The organism is Pseudomonas sp. GM_Psu_1 (assembly GCF_026544185.1).
In the GTDB taxonomy this organism is placed as follows: Bacteria; Pseudomonadota; Gammaproteobacteria; order Pseudomonadales; family Pseudomonadaceae; genus Chryseomonas; species Chryseomonas oryzihabitans.
Genome location: NZ_JALNUX010000001.1, coordinates 70,779 through 85,647, shown reverse-complemented (window position 1 = coordinate 85,647; position 14,869 = coordinate 70,779). Strand labels below are relative to the sequence as shown.

The 14,869-nt window shown below is 64.4% G+C and carries 15 protein-coding genes; all 15 read left to right on the top strand.

Annotated elements, in window-relative coordinates:
• Positions 1-19 precede the first annotated feature (19 nt).
• The 15 genes from mnmE (at position 20) to glmU (ending at position 14,819) form a co-directional block, all read left to right on the top strand.
• Positions 20-1,381, top strand: coding sequence for a tRNA uridine-5-carboxymethylaminomethyl(34) synthesis GTPase MnmE (gene mnmE / locus OXS31_RS00405; RefSeq protein WP_042134974.1), 1,362 nt, complete (start codon positions 20-22; stop codon positions 1,379-1,381).
• Positions 1,382-1,826: 445 nt separating this feature from the next.
• Entirely contained in the window at positions 1,827-3,719 is a 1,893-nt protein-coding gene (gene mnmG, locus OXS31_RS00400; RefSeq protein ID WP_027600505.1) for a tRNA uridine-5-carboxymethylaminomethyl(34) synthesis enzyme MnmG, read from the top strand.
• Positions 3,719-4,363 carry a 16S rRNA (guanine(527)-N(7))-methyltransferase RsmG gene (gene rsmG / locus OXS31_RS00395; RefSeq protein WP_058792147.1) on the top strand — a complete coding sequence of 215 codons (645 nt, stop codon included), beginning with the start codon at positions 3,719-3,721 and terminating at the stop codon, positions 4,361-4,363. The genes mnmG and rsmG overlap by 1 nt, the downstream gene beginning before the upstream one ends.
• Before the next feature lie 8 nt (positions 4,364-4,371).
• Positions 4,372-5,166 carry a ParA family protein gene (locus OXS31_RS00390; protein WP_007160127.1) on the top strand — a complete coding sequence of 265 codons (795 nt, stop codon included), beginning with the start codon at positions 4,372-4,374 and terminating at the stop codon, positions 5,164-5,166.
• A gap of 9 nt (positions 5,167-5,175) precedes the next feature.
• Complete coding sequence (locus OXS31_RS00385) at positions 5,176-6,048, top strand: ParB/RepB/Spo0J family partition protein (protein ID WP_027600502.1); 873 nt, start codon at positions 5,176-5,178, stop codon at positions 6,046-6,048.
• A gap of 146 nt (positions 6,049-6,194) precedes the next feature.
• Complete coding sequence (locus OXS31_RS00380; protein WP_037006585.1) at positions 6,195-6,599, top strand: F0F1 ATP synthase subunit I; 405 nt, start codon at positions 6,195-6,197, stop codon at positions 6,597-6,599.
• A gap of 16 nt (positions 6,600-6,615) precedes the next feature.
• Positions 6,616-7,479: a F0F1 ATP synthase subunit A gene (gene atpB, locus OXS31_RS00375; RefSeq protein WP_007160124.1), complete on the top strand. Its 864-nt coding sequence runs from the start codon at positions 6,616-6,618 to the stop codon at positions 7,477-7,479.
• Positions 7,480-7,618: 139 nt separating this feature from the next.
• Complete coding sequence (gene atpE / locus OXS31_RS00370) at positions 7,619-7,876, top strand: F0F1 ATP synthase subunit C (RefSeq protein ID WP_003097235.1); 258 nt, start codon at positions 7,619-7,621, stop codon at positions 7,874-7,876.
• 55 nt (positions 7,877-7,931) lie between these two features.
• The gene (locus OXS31_RS00365) at positions 7,932-8,402 is read left to right on the top strand and encodes a F0F1 ATP synthase subunit B (RefSeq protein ID WP_007160122.1); all 471 of its coding nucleotides are present in this window, start codon (positions 7,932-7,934) and stop codon (positions 8,400-8,402) included.
• A 12-nt stretch (positions 8,403-8,414) separates the two neighbouring features.
• A complete protein-coding gene (locus tag OXS31_RS00360) occupies positions 8,415-8,951 on the top strand; it encodes a F0F1 ATP synthase subunit delta (protein WP_027598717.1) in 537 nt (178 codons plus the stop codon).
• Between the two features lie 18 nt (positions 8,952-8,969).
• Entirely contained in the window at positions 8,970-10,514 is a 1,545-nt protein-coding gene (gene atpA, locus OXS31_RS00355; RefSeq protein ID WP_007160120.1) for a F0F1 ATP synthase subunit alpha, read from the top strand.
• A gap of 48 nt (positions 10,515-10,562) precedes the next feature.
• On the top strand, positions 10,563-11,426 hold the full coding sequence (atpG, locus tag OXS31_RS00350; RefSeq protein WP_007160119.1) for a F0F1 ATP synthase subunit gamma: 864 nt from the start codon (positions 10,563-10,565) through the stop codon (positions 11,424-11,426).
• Between the two features lie 30 nt (positions 11,427-11,456).
• Positions 11,457-12,833 (top strand): F0F1 ATP synthase subunit beta, encoded by a 1,377-nt coding sequence (gene atpD, locus OXS31_RS00345; protein ID WP_007160118.1) that lies wholly within the window; start codon positions 11,457-11,459, stop codon positions 12,831-12,833.
• Between the two features lie 38 nt (positions 12,834-12,871).
• Positions 12,872-13,297: a F0F1 ATP synthase subunit epsilon gene (locus tag OXS31_RS00340; protein WP_007160117.1), complete on the top strand. Its 426-nt coding sequence runs from the start codon at positions 12,872-12,874 to the stop codon at positions 13,295-13,297.
• Positions 13,298-13,451: 154 nt separating this feature from the next.
• The gene (gene glmU, locus OXS31_RS00335; RefSeq protein WP_027598716.1) at positions 13,452-14,819 is read left to right on the top strand and encodes a bifunctional UDP-N-acetylglucosamine diphosphorylase/glucosamine-1-phosphate N-acetyltransferase GlmU; all 1,368 of its coding nucleotides are present in this window, start codon (positions 13,452-13,454) and stop codon (positions 14,817-14,819) included.
• Positions 14,820-14,869 lie beyond the last annotated feature (50 nt).

The window sequence follows — 14,869 nt, the reverse complement described above, 5'->3', positions numbered from 1 at the left end:
TGCTTTCTGGAGGATCGTCATGTCCCTGCCTTCCGACAGCATCGCCGCCATCGCCACCGCCACCGGGCGCGGCGGGGTCGGCATCGTCCGCGTCTCCGGTCCCCTGGCCGCCCCGCTGGCGCGGGCGATCTGCGGCCGCGAGCTGCCGCCTCGGCATGCCCACTACGGCAACTTCCTCGCCGCCGACGGCAGCGTGCTGGACGCCGGCATCGCGCTGTTCTTTCCCGGTCCCAACTCCTTCACCGGCGAAGACGTGCTGGAACTCCAGGGCCATGGCGGCCCGGTGATCCTCGACCTGCTGCTGCGCCGCACCCTGGAAGAGGGTGCGCGCCTGGCCCGCCCGGGTGAATTCAGCGAACGCGCCTTTCTCAACGACAAGCTCGACCTGGCCCAGGCCGAAGCCATCGCCGACCTCATCGAGGCCAGCACCGAACAGGCGGCGCGCAATGCCCTGCGTTCGCTGCAGGGCGAATTCTCGCGCCGGGTGGAGAGCCTGGTCGAACAGCTGATCCGCCTGCGCATCTATGTCGAGGCGGCCATCGACTTTCCCGAGGAAGAGATCGACTTCCTCGCCGATGGCCGGGTCCAGGGCCTGCTGGAGGGCGTCCAGGCCGAACTGCACGAGGTCCAGCGCGAAGCCAACCGCGGCGCCCTGCTGCGCGACGGCATGACCGTGGTGATCGCCGGTCGCCCCAATGCAGGCAAGTCCAGCCTGCTCAACGCCCTGGCCGGGCGTGAGGCCGCCATCGTCACCGACATCGCCGGCACCACCCGGGATGTCCTGCGCGAACATATCCACCTCGATGGCATGCCGCTGCATGTGGTCGATACCGCCGGGCTGCGCGACACCAGCGACCGGGTCGAGCAGATCGGGGTCCAGCGCGCCCTGGATGCCATTGCCGGCGCCGACCGGGTGCTGCTGGTGGTGGACGCCAGCGCTCCGGAAGCCCGGGATCCCCAGGCGCTCTGGCCGGAACTGCTGAGCACCCGGCCGCCGCTGGACAAGCTGACGGTGATCCGCAACAAGGCCGACCTCACCGGTGAGCCCACCGGGCTGCTGGCGACCGAGCCGGTCGAGATCAGTCTCAGCGCCACCGATGGCGCCGGTATCGAAGCCCTGCGCGAGCATCTCAAGGCCTGCATGGGCTTCGAACAGACCACCGAAGGCGGCTTCAGCGCCCGCCGCCGCCATCTGGATGCCCTACAGCGGGCCGCCAGCGCCCTGGACCACGGCTATCGCCAACTCACCCTGGCCGGCTCCGGCGAGCTGCTGGCCGAAGACCTGCGCCAGGCCCAGCAGGTGCTTGGCGAGATCACCGGCGCCTTCAGCTCCGACGACCTGCTCGGGCGCATCTTCTCCAGCTTCTGCATCGGCAAATAGCCTCCCTTCCGCCGTTCCCGGCCTGTGCAACGCAGGCCTTGGCTGTCCTCATCTCCCCTTTCCAGAGTCCTGTTGATAACCCTGCCTGAGGTCTGCCCATAAATCGGTGCACGAACTGTCCATGACTGGCGTTGTGGATAAGCGGGCAAAGGGTCCACAGGATGCTGAGAGCTTGTATTCATCCACAGCACAAGACGTACACGGGGTTCAGGTTTTCCCCAGCCCAGCGCTGACGAGGGCTGCATAAGCTTATCCACAGCGAAGGGCCTGCATATACATAAGCTCTATATCAGTCCTTTTAAAACTTTCTTCCCTATTGTTTATATTGGGTGTCTGCCAGGCCGGCTGATCATTTTTTGGCCAGAGCCCCCTTCTGCAAGCGACGTCCAGGCCTTATACTTGCCGGCTTTCCTTTGAATTCCTGCCAACAGGCACGAGGTGCGTGGTGGACTTTCCTTCCCGTTTCGACGTCATCGTGATCGGCGGCGGCCATGCCGGTACCGAAGCGGCCCTGGCGGCCGCTCGCATGGGTGTGCGCACCCTGCTGCTCACGCATAATGTGGAAACTCTCGGCCAGATGAGCTGCAACCCCGCCATCGGCGGCATCGGCAAGAGCCATCTGGTCAAGGAGATCGATGCCCTGGGCGGCGCCATGGCCGCGGCCACGGATCTCGCCGGCATCCAGTTCCGCATTCTCAACAGCCGCAAGGGACCTGCCGTGCGCGCTACTCGCGCCCAGGCTGATCGCGTGCTGTACAAGGCGGCCATCCGCTACACGCTGGAAAATCAGCCGAACCTGTGGATATTCCAGCAGGCCTGCGACGACCTCATCGTCGAAGGCGATCGCGTCGCCGGCGTGATCACCCAGATGGGCCTGAAATTCCATGCCGACAACGTGGTGCTCACTGCCGGGACCTTCCTCGGTGGTCTTATCCACATCGGTCTGCAGAACCACAGCGGTGGACGAGCCGGAGACCCGCCGGCCATCGCCCTGGCCCAGCGTCTGCGTGAACTGCCGCTGCGGGTATCGCGACTGAAGACCGGCACGCCGCCGCGCATCGACGGCCGCTCGGTGGACTTCTCGGTGATGACCGAGCAGCCTGGCGACACTCCCTTGCCGGTGATGTCCTTCCTCGGCAATCGCGAGCAGCATCCGGCGCAGGTCAGCTGCTGGATCACCCACACCAATGCCCGCACCCACGACATCATCCGCGCCAACCTGGATCGTTCGCCCATGTACTCCGGCGTGATCGAAGGAGTAGGGCCGCGCTACTGTCCGTCCATCGAAGACAAGATCCACCGCTTCGCCGACAAGGACAGCCATCAGGTCTTTCTCGAGCCCGAGGGTCTGACCACCCACGAGCTCTATCCCAACGGCATCTCCACCTCGCTGCCCTTCGATGTGCAGCTCGAGGTGGTGCGCTCCATGCGCGGCATGGAGAACGCCCACATCCTGCGACCCGGCTACGCCATCGAATACGACTTCTTCGATCCGCGGGATCTCAAGTACAGCCTGGAAACCAAGGTCATCGCCGGCCTGTTCTTTGCCGGCCAGATCAATGGCACCACCGGCTACGAAGAAGCCGGCGCCCAGGGGCTGCTCGCCGGTGCCAACGCCGCGTTGCGCGCCCAGGGCCGCGAGGCCTGGTGTCCGCGCCGCGACGAGGCCTACCTCGGCGTGCTGGTGGACGACCTCATCACCCTGGGCACCCAGGAGCCCTATCGGATGTTTACCTCGCGCGCCGAATACCGGCTGATCCTGCGCGAAGACAACGCCGACCTGCGCCTGACCGAGAAGGGTCGCGAGCTGGGCCTGGTGGACGATCAGCGCTGGGCGCTGTTCGAAGCCAAGCGCGAGGGCATCGCCCTGGAAGAGCAGCGCCTCAAGGCGACCTGGATCCGTCCGGGCACGCCCCAGGGCACGGCGGTGGCCGAACGCTTCGGCACCCCGCTCAACCACGAATACAACCTGCAGAATCTGCTGGCCCGCCCGGAGATCGACTACGCCGGCCTGATGGCCGCGGTGGGCGAAACGCCGGCCGAGACCCAAGTCGCCGAGCAGATCGAGATCAAGACCAAGTACGCCGGCTACATCGATCGCCAGCAGGACGAGATCCAGCGGCTGCGCGCCAGCGACGCCGTGGCGCTGCCCGCCGAGCTGGACTACGCCAGCATCTCCGGCCTGTCCAAGGAGATTCAGCACAAGCTGGCCCAGGCCCGCCCCGAAACCCTCGGTCAGGCCTCGCGCATTCCCGGGGTCACCCCGGCGGCGGTCTCGCTGCTGCTGATCCACCTGAAGAAGCGCAGCGCCGGTCGCAGCCTGGAGCACAGCGCCTGATGGCCAGCGCGATTCAAGCCAACGAACTGCGCCAGGGCGCCGAGACGCTCGGCGTGGCGCTGTCCACCGCCGTGGAAGAGCGCCTGCTGGGCTACCTCGACCTGCTGGTCAAGTGGAACAAGGCCTACAACCTCACCGCGGTGCGCGATCCCAACGAGATGGTCTCGCGGCACCTGCTGGACAGCCTCAGCATCGTCCCCTACGTGGGCGCCGGGCACTGGCTGGACGTGGGCAGCGGCGGCGGCATGCCGGGCATTCCCCTGGCGATCCTCTTTCCGGAGTCGCGCTTCACCCTGCTCGACAGCAACGGCAAGAAGACGCGCTTCCTGACCCAGGCCAGGATCGAGCTGGGGCTGGCCAATCTCGAGGTGGTGCATGCCCGCGTCGAGGCCTACCAGCCCGCCGCGCCCTTCACCGGCATCGTCTCGCGGGCGTTCAGCGCCATCGACGACTTCGCCACCTGGACGCGCCACCTGGGCGACAACCAAACACAGTGGCTGGCGATGAAGGGGCTGCACCCCGACGACGAGCTGGCCAAGCTACCAGCGGATTTCCGGGTTGCGGCGGCGCACGTCCTCGCGGTTCCCGGTTGCCAAGGCCAGCGGCACTTGCTGATACTGCGCCGCACGAACGGAGAGGGGTAAGGCGGTACATGGCCAAGGTTTACGCGATAGCCAACCAGAAGGGCGGGGTGGGCAAGACCACGACGTGCATCAATCTCGCCGCTTCTCTGGCCGCCACCAACCGGCGCAAGGTGCTGCTGATCGACCTCGATCCCCAGGGTAACGCCACCATGGGCAGCGGGGTGGACAAGCATGCCCTGGAGCATTCGGTGCTGGACGTCCTCACCGGCGCCTGCGGCCTGCTCGACGCCATGCACTTTTCCGAGCACGGCGGCTACCAGCTGCTGCCCTCGAACCGCGACGTCACCGCCGCGGAAGTCGAGCTGCTGGAGATGAGCGGGCGCGAGAGCCGCTTGCGCGATGCCCTGGCCCCGGTGCGGGACAATTACGACTACGTGCTCATCGACTGCCCGCCGTCGCTGTCCATGCTGACCATCAACGGCCTGGTGGCCGCCGATGGCGTGATCATTCCCATGCAGTGCGAATACTTCGCCCTGGAAGGCCTGACCGATCTGATCGGCAGCATCCAGCACATCGCCCAGCGGCTGAATCCGCAGCTGAAGATCGAAGGGCTGCTGCGCACCATGTTCGATCCGCGCATCGGCCTGGCCAACGACGTCGCCGCCCAGCTCAAGCAGCACTTCGGCGACGAGCTCTACGAAACCATCATTCCGCGCAACGTCCGCCTGGCCGAAGCCCCCAGCTACGGCATGCCCGCGCTGGTCTACGACAAGAGCTCCAAGGGGGCCGCGGCCTATCTGGAGCTGGCCAGCGAGCTGGTCAAACGTCAGCGCAAGGCGGCTCGCGTCGCCAAGACTGCCTAAGGAATCCCCATGGCTGTGAAGAAACGAGGTCTGGGCCGCGGTCTCGACGCCCTGCTCGGCGGTGCCAGCGTCAAGGTCCTGCAGGAGCAGGCCGCCGCCACCCCGGTCAGCGAACTGCAATCGCTGCCGGTGGACATCATCCAGCGCGGCAAGTACCAGCCGCGCCGGCACATGGATCCGACCGCTCTGGAAGAGCTGGCCAACTCCATTCGCGTCCAGGGGCTGATGCAGCCCATCGTGGTGCGTGCCATCGGCGAAGGCCGTTACGAGATCATCGCCGGTGAACGCCGCTGGCGCGCCAGCCAGCAGGCCGGCCTGGACCGCATCCCCGCGCTGGTGCGCGATGTGCCCGACCAGGTGGCTATCGCCCTGGCGCTGATCGAGAACATCCAGCGGCAGAACCTCAATCCGCTGGAAGAGGCCATGGCCCTGCAGCGGTTGCAGGACGAATTCGAGCTGACCCAGGCCCAGGTGGCCGAAGCCGTCGGCAAGTCGCGCTCGGGCGTGACCAACCTGCTGCGCCTGCTGGCCCTGGCCGAAGACGCCAAGGACCTGCTGGCCAGGGGCGAGCTGGAGATGGGCCATGCCCGCGCCCTGCTCGGCCTGCCCAAGGCCCGCCAGGCCGAAGGGGCGCGGCACGTTGTCGCACGGGGGCTCACCGTCCGCCAGACCGAAGCCCTGGTGCGCCAGTGGCTCAGCGGCGCGGAGCCGGTCGAGAAGGCGCCTGCGGTGGATCCGGACATCAGCCGGCTGGAGCAGCGTCTGGCCGAACGTTTGGGCGCCAACGTGCAGATCCGCCATGGCGAGAAAGGCAAGGGTCAACTGGTGATCCGTTACACCTCTTTGGACGAACTTCAAGGCGTACTGGCGCACATTCGCTGACACAAATGCCTGCAAGGCTGGGCGGCAATCTGTCCGGGGTGGCTTGAACCACTCCAGACGCGCCCCTATACTTTGCCCGCTTTTTGTCGGCACAAAGCATGCCAGTGAAAACAACTATTATGCCGACACCAGAGGACTTCGAGCCGATGGACCGCCGCACGCCCAAACGCCTGCCCTTCCATCACCAGCCTGCCTTTCGCCTGCTGCTCGTCCAACTGGCTGTCGCGTCGTGTGCCGCCGTTGTCTTGTCTTGCTTCGTCGGTAAGGTCGCCGGTTATTCCGGATTGTTGGGCGGGCTGATTGCCTGGCTGCCCAATCTGTATTTTTCGTTCAAGGCGTTCCGCTATCGCGGCGCCCATGCCGCCCGAGACATCGTCCGTTCTTTCTACTCGGGCGAGGCGGGCAAACTGATTCTCACGGCAGTGCTCTTTGCACTGACGTTTGCCGGGGTAAAACCGCTTTCGGCTCCTGCACTGTTCGGCGTCTACCTGTTGACGCTGATGGTCAATGCCGGCGCGCCCCTGCTACTGAAAAAACCGACTAGACCTTAAGGCATTCGAGGCACACATGGCAGCAGACTCCGCTTCGGGCTACATCCAGCACCACCTGCAGAACCTGACCTATGGTATGCATCCGGTGAACGGCTGGAGCTTCGCCCACACCCCCGCTGAAGCTAAGGAAATGGGCTTCTGGGCCTTCCACGTGGACACCCTCGGCTGGTCGGTCGCCCTCGGCCTGATCTTCCTGGTGCTGTTCCGCAGCATCGCCAAGAAGGCCACCAGCGGTCAGCCCGGCGGCCTGCAGAACTTCGTCGAAGTGCTGGTGGAATTCGTCGACGGCAGCGTCCGTGACACCTTCCATGGCAAGAACGCCCTGATCGCGCCCCTGGCCCTGACCATCTTCGTCTGGATCTTCCTGATGAACCTGATGGACCTGGTGCCGGTGGACTGGCTGCCGTCCGTGGCCGGCATGCTGTTCGGCGAGCACACCTACTTCCGCGTGGTGCCCACCACCGACCCGAACGCCACCCTGGGCATGGCCCTGTCGGTGTTCGGCCTGATCATCTTTTACAGCATCAAGATGAAGGGTCTCGGCGGCTTCTTCGGCGAGCTGACCCTGCACCCGTTCAGCAGCAAGAATCCGCTGCTGCAGATCATCCTGATTCCGATCAACTTCCTGCTCGAATTCGTCACCCTGATCGCCAAGCCGATCTCGCTGGCGCTGCGACTGTTCGGCAACATGTATGCGGGCGAGCTGATCTTCATCCTGATCGCCATCATGTTCGCCAACGGTCTGGCACTGGGCGGTCTGGGTATCGTGCTGCAGTGGGCGTGGGCGGTGTTCCACATCCTCATCATCACCCTGCAGGCCTTCATCTTCATGATGCTGACCATCGTCTACCTGTCGATGGCGCACGAAGAAAGTCACTAAGGAATGGCCCCCGGGCGCTGCTGACGGCGTCCGGAGGCGGTTCTGCCGTGAGTCCCGGCGGGCCCTGTCCGCCGGGTAACTTGGGAAAACTTTTTCGCTTCAACCTTAACCAAGACGACTAAAAAAGTCGGGAGGAAAGATGGAAACTGTAGTTGGTTTGACCGCGATCGCCGTTGCTCTGCTGATTGGCCTGGGCGCTCTGGGTACCGCCATTGGCTTCGGTCTGCTGGGTGGCAAGTTCCTCGAAGGCGCCGCTCGTCAGCCGGAAATGGTTCCGATGCTGCAAGTCAAGATGTTCATCGTCGCCGGTCTGCTCGACGCCGTGACCATGATCGGTGTTGGTATCGCCCTGTTCTTCACCTTCGCTAACCCCTTCGTTGGTCAGATCGCCGGCTGATCACCCTCGCGGGTGTAGGCAGGACTGATGGACAACGAACGAGCGAGGTGTTGGCGTGAACATTAATGCAACCCTGATAGGCCAGTCCGTTGCCTTCTTCATCTTCGTGCTCTTCTGCATGAAGTACGTGTGGCCGCCGATCATCTCGGCGCTGCGTGAGCGTGAGAAGAAGATTGCCGATGGCCTTGACGCTGCCAACCGCGCGGCTCGTGATCTGGAAGTGGCACAGCAGCAAGCCAACCAGAAAGTGAACGAAGCCAAGGGTCAAGCAGCCGAGATCATCGAGCAAGCCAACAAGCGTGCCGCTCAGATCGTCGAGGACGCACAGGCCAAGGCCCGTGCCGAAGGCGACCGGATCAAGGCGCAGGCTCAGGCGGAAATCGAGCAGGAAATCAACACCGCGAAGGACGCTCTGCGTGCTCGCGTCGGCGTGCTGGCCGTGGCCGGCGCCGAGAAGATCCTCGGATCGACCGTTGATGCCAATGCTCATGCCCAGTTGGTCGACCGACTGGCAGCGGAAATCTAAGCGAGGCCACCAATGGCAGAACTGAACACGCTGGCCCGGCCCTATGCCAAGGCGGCTTTCGAGTTCGCACAGTCCCAGCAGCAGTTGACCCAATGGTCGGCCGCGCTAGGGCTGCTCGCCGCGGTATCCCAAGATGGGACCGTGCGCCAGCTGCTTCAGCAGCCGCAGTTGACTGCGGACGCCAAGGCCGGATTGCTCATCGACGTATGTGGCGATCAGCTGGATGCACAGTCCCAGAACTTCGTTCGGACCGTGGCAGAAAACGACCGGATCGACCTGTTCCCGGCCATCGCCGAGATCTACGAGGCGTACAAGGCCGAGCAGGAAAAATCCATTGAGGCGGAAGTCACCAGTGCTTTCGCCTTGAGCGACGAACAGCAAGACAAACTCGCCAAGGCTCTCAGCGCAAGGCTAGGTCGACAAGTGCGACTAAATGCATCCGAGGATGCGAGCCTGATCGGTGGTGTGGTTATCCGCGCCGGCGACTTGGTAATCGATGGCTCCGTTCGCGGCAAGCTCGCGCAACTGGCCGAAGCGTTGAAACCTTGAGTTTGAAGGGGCAGTAGCATGCAGCAACTCAATCCTTCCGAAATTAGTGAAATCATCAAGGGTCGCATCGAGAAACTCGACGTGACCTCGCAAGCCCGCAACGAAGGCACCATCGTCAGCGTGTCTGACGGTATCGTGCGGATCTTCGGTCTGGCCGACGTCATGTACGGCGAAATGATCGAATTCCCCGGCGGCATCTACGGCATGGCGCTGAACCTGGAGCAGGACTCCGTCGGCGCCGTGGTCCTGGGTAGCTACCTGGGTCTGGCCGAAGGCATGAGCGCCAAGTGCACCGGCCGCATCCTGGAAGTCCCGGTTGGTCCGGAACTGCTGGGTCGTGTCGTCGACGCCCTGGGCAACCCCATCGATGGCAAGGGTCCGCTGAACGCCAGCGCTACCGACGCCGTCGAGAAGGTCGCACCGGGCGTGATCTGGCGTCAGTCGGTCGACCAGCCGGTGCAGACCGGCTACAAGGCCGTCGATGCCATGATCCCGGTAGGCCGCGGTCAGCGCGAGCTGATCATCGGTGACCGTCAGATCGGCAAGACCGCCATGGCGATCGATGCCATCATCAACCAGAAGAACAGCGGCATCCGCTGCGTCTACGTCGCCATTGGTCAGAAGCAGTCGACCATCGCCAACGTGGTGCGCAAGCTGGAAGAGAACGGCGCTCTGCACAACACCATCGTGGTGGCAGCCAGTGCGTCCGAATCGGCGGCTCTGCAGTTCCTGGCACCCTACTCGGGTTGCACCATGGGCGAATACTTCCGCGACCGCGGTGAAGACGCCCTGATCGTCTATGACGATCTGTCCAAGCAGGCCGTGGCCTATCGCCAGATCTCCCTGCTGCTGCGTCGTCCGCCGGGCCGTGAAGCCTATCCCGGCGACGTGTTCTATCTCCACAGCCGTCTGCTCGAGCGCGCCTCCCGCGTCTCCGCCGACTACGTCGAGAAGTTCACCAACGGCGCCGTGACCGGCAAGACCGGCTCGCTGACGGCACTGCCGATCATCGAGACCCAGGCCGGCGACGTGTCCGCCTTCGTTCCGACCAACGTGATCTCCATCACCGACGGCCAGATCTTCCTGGAAGCCGGCCTGTTCAACTCGGGCATCCGCCCGGCGGTCAACGCCGGTGTCTCGGTATCCCGTGTGGGTGGTGCGGCCCAGACCAAGATCATCAAGAAGCTGTCCGGCGGTATCCGTACCGCGCTGGCCCAGTACCGTGAACTGGCGGCCTTCGCCCAGTTCGCCTCGGACCTGGACGAAGCCACCCGCAAGCAGCTCGAGCATGGTCAGCGCGTCACCGAGCTGATGAAGCAGAAGCAGTACGCGCCCATGTCCATCGCCGAGATGTCCCTGAGCCTGTACGCCGCCGAGCGTGGTTTCCTGAGCGATGTGTCCCTGGACAAGATCGGTAGCTTCGAGCAGGCCCTGATCGCCTACTTCAACCGCGATCACGCCGACCTGATGGCCAAGATCAACGTGAAGGGCGACTTCAACGACGAGATCGACGCCGGCATCAAGGCGGGAATCGAGAAGTTCAAGGCCACGCAAACCTGGTAAGCCGCGACGGGGGCGCCAGCCCCCGTTTGCCAACCCGATAGGTGTCACATGGCAGGCGCAAAAGAGATTCGCGGCAAGATCGCGAGCATCAAAAGCACACAGAAGATCACCAGCGCCATGGAAAAGGTTGCGGTCAGCAAGATGCGTAAGGCTCAGGCCCGCATGGCTGCCAGCAAGCCTTATGCCGAGCGCATCCGCGCTGTGATCGGCCACCTGGCCAACGCCAACCCCGAGTACCGCCATGCCTTCATGGTGGAACGCGAGGTCAAGCGCGTCGGTTACATCGTGGTCAGCTCCGATCGGGGTCTGGCCGGTGGTCTGAACACCAACCTGTTCAAGGCTCTGGTCCGCGACATGAGCGACCAGCGCGGCAAGGGTGTGGAAATCGATCTGGCGGTGATCGGGGCCAAGGGTGCCTCCTTCTTCCGCAGCTTCGGCGGCAACGTGGTCGCGGCCATCAGCCACCTCGGCGAAGCCCCGGCGATCGGCGATCTGATCGGCAGCATCAAGGTGATGCTGGATGCCTACCTGAACGGCCGTATCGACCGTCTGTACGTGGTGTCCAACGTCTTCGTCAACACCATGACCCAGAAGCCGACCATCCAGCAGCTGGTGCCCCTGGTACCGGCCGAGGGCGGTGAGCTGCAAGGCAAGCATTGGGACTACCTCTACGAGCCCGACGCCAAGACCCTGCTCGACGGTCTGCTGGTGCGCTACGTGGAATCACAGGTGTACCAGGCCGTGGTCGAGAACGCTGCCAGCGAACAGGCCGCGCGGATGATCGCGATGAAGAACGCCACCGACAACGCCGGCGATCTCATCAAGGAGCTGCAGCTGGTCTACAACAAGGCTCGCCAGGCTGCGATCACCCAAGAAATTTCGGAAATCGTCGGCGGCGCCGCCGCGGTCTGACGGACAGCTTAAACATTCGAGGAACGCGAAATGAGTAGCGGACGTATCGTACAAATCATCGGCGCCGTGATCGACGTGGAATTCCCGCGCGACGCGGTACCGCGCGTCTTTGACGCCCTCAAGGTGCAGGGTGCCGAAACCACCCTGGAAGTCCAGCAGCAGCTGGGCGACGGCGTGGTCCGTACCATCGCCATGGGTAGCACCGAAGGCCTCAAGCGCGGCCTGAACGTGGGCAACACCGGCGAGGCCATCAAGGTCCCGGTCGGCGTCAAGACCCTCGGCCGCATCATGGACGTCCTGGGCAACCCCATCGACGAAGCCGGCCCCATCGGCGAGGAAGAGCGCTGGGAAATCCACCGCAAGGCCCCGTCCTATGCAGAGCAGGCCGGTGGTAACGACCTGCTGGAAACCGGCATCAAGGTCATCGACCTGGTCTGCCCCTTCGCCAAGGGCGGCAAGGTCGGCCTGTTCGGCGGCGCCGGCGTGGGCAAGACCGTCAACATGATGGAGCTCATCCGTAACATCGCCATCGAGCACAGCGGTTATTCCGTGTTCGCCGGCGTGGGCGAGCGTACCCGTGAAGGGAACGACTTCTACCACGAGATGAAGGACTCCAACGTTCTGGACAAGGTCGCCCTGGTCTATGGCCAGATGAACGAGCCGCCGGGCAACCGTCTGCGCGTGGCCCTGACCGGTCTGACCATGGCCGAGAAATTCCGTGACGAAGGCCGTGACGTCCTGCTGTTCGTCGACAACATCTACCGCTACACCCTGGCCGGTACCGAAGTGTCCGCGCTGCTGGGTCGTATGCCGTCCGCGGTGGGCTACCAGCCGACCCTGGCCGAGGAGATGGGTGTCCTGCAGGAGCGCATCACCTCCACCAAGCTGGGTTCGATCACCTCCGTCCAGGCCGTCTACGTCCCTGCGGATGACTTGACCGACCCGTCCCCGGCGACCACCTTCGCCCACCTGGACGCCACCGTGGTTCTGTCCCGTGACATCGCCTCCCTGGGTATCTACCCGGCGGTCGATCCCCTGGACTCCACCTCGCGCCAGCTGGACCCGAACGTGATCGGCCAGGAGCACTACGACACCGCTCGCGGCGTCCAGTACGTGCTGCAGCGCTACAAGGAGCTGAAGGACATCATCGCGATTCTGGGCATGGACGAACTGTCCGAGTCCGACAAGCAGCTGGTATCCCGCGCTCGTAAGATCCAGCGCTTCCTGTCCCAGCCGTTCTTCGTGGCCGAAGTCTTCACCGGTTCGCCCGGCAAGTACGTGTCCCTCAAGGACACCATCGCTGGCTTCTCCGGGATCCTGCGTGGCGACTACGATCACCTGCCCGAGCAGGCGTTCTACATGGTCGGCAGCATCGACGAAGCCATCGAGAAAGCCAAGAAACTGTAACTGCCGCGCCCGGCGACGGGCGCTCTTAGAGGCACGCTATGGCCAAGACAGTCCAATGCGACATCGTCAGCGCGGAAGGGGAAATCTTCTCCGGCGCGGTGGAGATGATCATCGCCCACGGCCACCTGGGTGATCTGGGTATCGCCCCGGGCCATGCGCCGCTGCTCACCGATCTGAAACCGGGCCCCATCCGCCTGGTCAAGGCCGGGGGCGCCGAGGAGGTGTTCTACATCTCCGGCGGTTTTCTGGAAGTGCAGCCGAATGTCGTCGAAGTGCTGGCCGATACCGCCAGCCGCGCCGGTGACATCGACGAAGCTGCCGCTCTGGAAGCCAAGCAGCGCGCCGAGGCAGCACTGAGCGACAAGGGCACGGAGTTCGACTACACCGCTGCCGCCACTCAGCTCGCCGAAGCCGCCGCCCAGCTGCGCACCATCCAGCAGCTCAAGCGGCAGGCCAAGCGCTAAGCGCAAGGTCAGGCTGTAACGACAAGGGTAGCTTCGGCTACCCTTTTCTTTTGTCGTCCGAAAAGTGGGCGAGAAATTTCGCGTGGTCGGACTTGGAAGGCGCCTGTCGCCTTCGGTCGCCGGCTCGTCTCTTCCTCCTGTCTCCGAGGTTCCGATGTCCCTGGAAATCGTCATCCTGGCTGCTGGCCAGGGCACCCGCATGAGATCCGCTCTACCCAAGGTGCTGCATCCCGTGGCCGGTCGCAGCATGCTGGGGCATGTCCTCGACCGTGCCCGTGAGCTGCAGCCGGCCGGCATCCACGTCGTCATCGGCCATGGCGCCGACCAGGTCCGCAGCCAGCTGGCCGCCGACGACGTCAGCTTCGTGGTCCAGGCCGAGCAGCTGGGCACCGGCCATGCCGTCGCCCAGGCGGCGCCGGCGCTGACGGCGGAGCGGGTGCTGATCCTCTATGGCGATGTACCCCTGATCCAGACCGAGACCCTGCAGCGCCTGCTGCAGCAGGTGGATGACAGCCATCTGGCGCTGCTGACCGTGGAGCTGGACGATCCCACCGGCTATGGCCGCATCCTGCGCGATGAGCAGGGGCGGGTAACCGCCATCGTCGAGCACAAGGACGCCAGCGACGCCCAGCGCGCCATCCGCGAAGGCAATACCGGCATCCTCGCGGTACCCGGTCGGCGGCTGGCGGACTGGCTGGGTCGCCTGTCCAACAGCAACGCCCAGGGCGAGTACTACCTGACCGACGTCATCGCCCTCGCGGTGGCGGACGGCCTGACCATCGCCACCAGCCAGCCGGCGGACGCCATGGAAGTGCAGGGCGCCAACGATCGCCGGCAACTGGCCCAGCTGGAGCGGCACTTCCAGCAGCGCGCCGCCGAGCGCCTGATGCTGCAGGGCGTGACCCTGCTGGATCCCCTGCGTTTCGATCAGCGTGGCCAGGTCGAGGCGGGTCGCGACGTCTCCATCGACGTCAATGTCATTCTTGAAGGCCGGGTGGTGCTGGAAGACGGCGTGAGCATCGGTCCGAATTGCGTGATCAAGGACAGCGTGCTCAAGCGCGGCGCCATCATCAAGGCCAACAGTCATCTGGACGGCGCCGTGGTCGGGGAGGGCGCCGACGTCGGTCCCTTCGCCCGTCTGCGCCCGGGCAGCGAACTGGGCAGCAAGGCCCATGTGGGCAACTTCGTCGAACTCAAGAACGCCCATCTGCAGGACGGCGCCAAGGCCGGTCACCTGACCTATCTGGGCGATGCCAGCATCGGTGCCGGCAGCAACATAGGCGCAGGCACCATCACCTGCAACTATGACGGCGCCAACAAGTTTCGAACCGAAATCGGCGCGGATGTCTTCGTGGGTTCCAACAGCTCGCTGGTGGCGCCGGTCAGCCTGGGCGCCGGCGCGACCACGGCGGCAGGCTCGGTCATCACGGCGGACGTGCCGGCTGATACCCTGGCGCTGGGGCGGGCGCGGCAGGTCAACAAGACCGGCTGGCAGCGACCGAAGAAGGCCCCCAAGGCTTGACGCCGGCCTGCTATTAGGTTTTGATTCGATCCATTATCTTTCGAATCGAA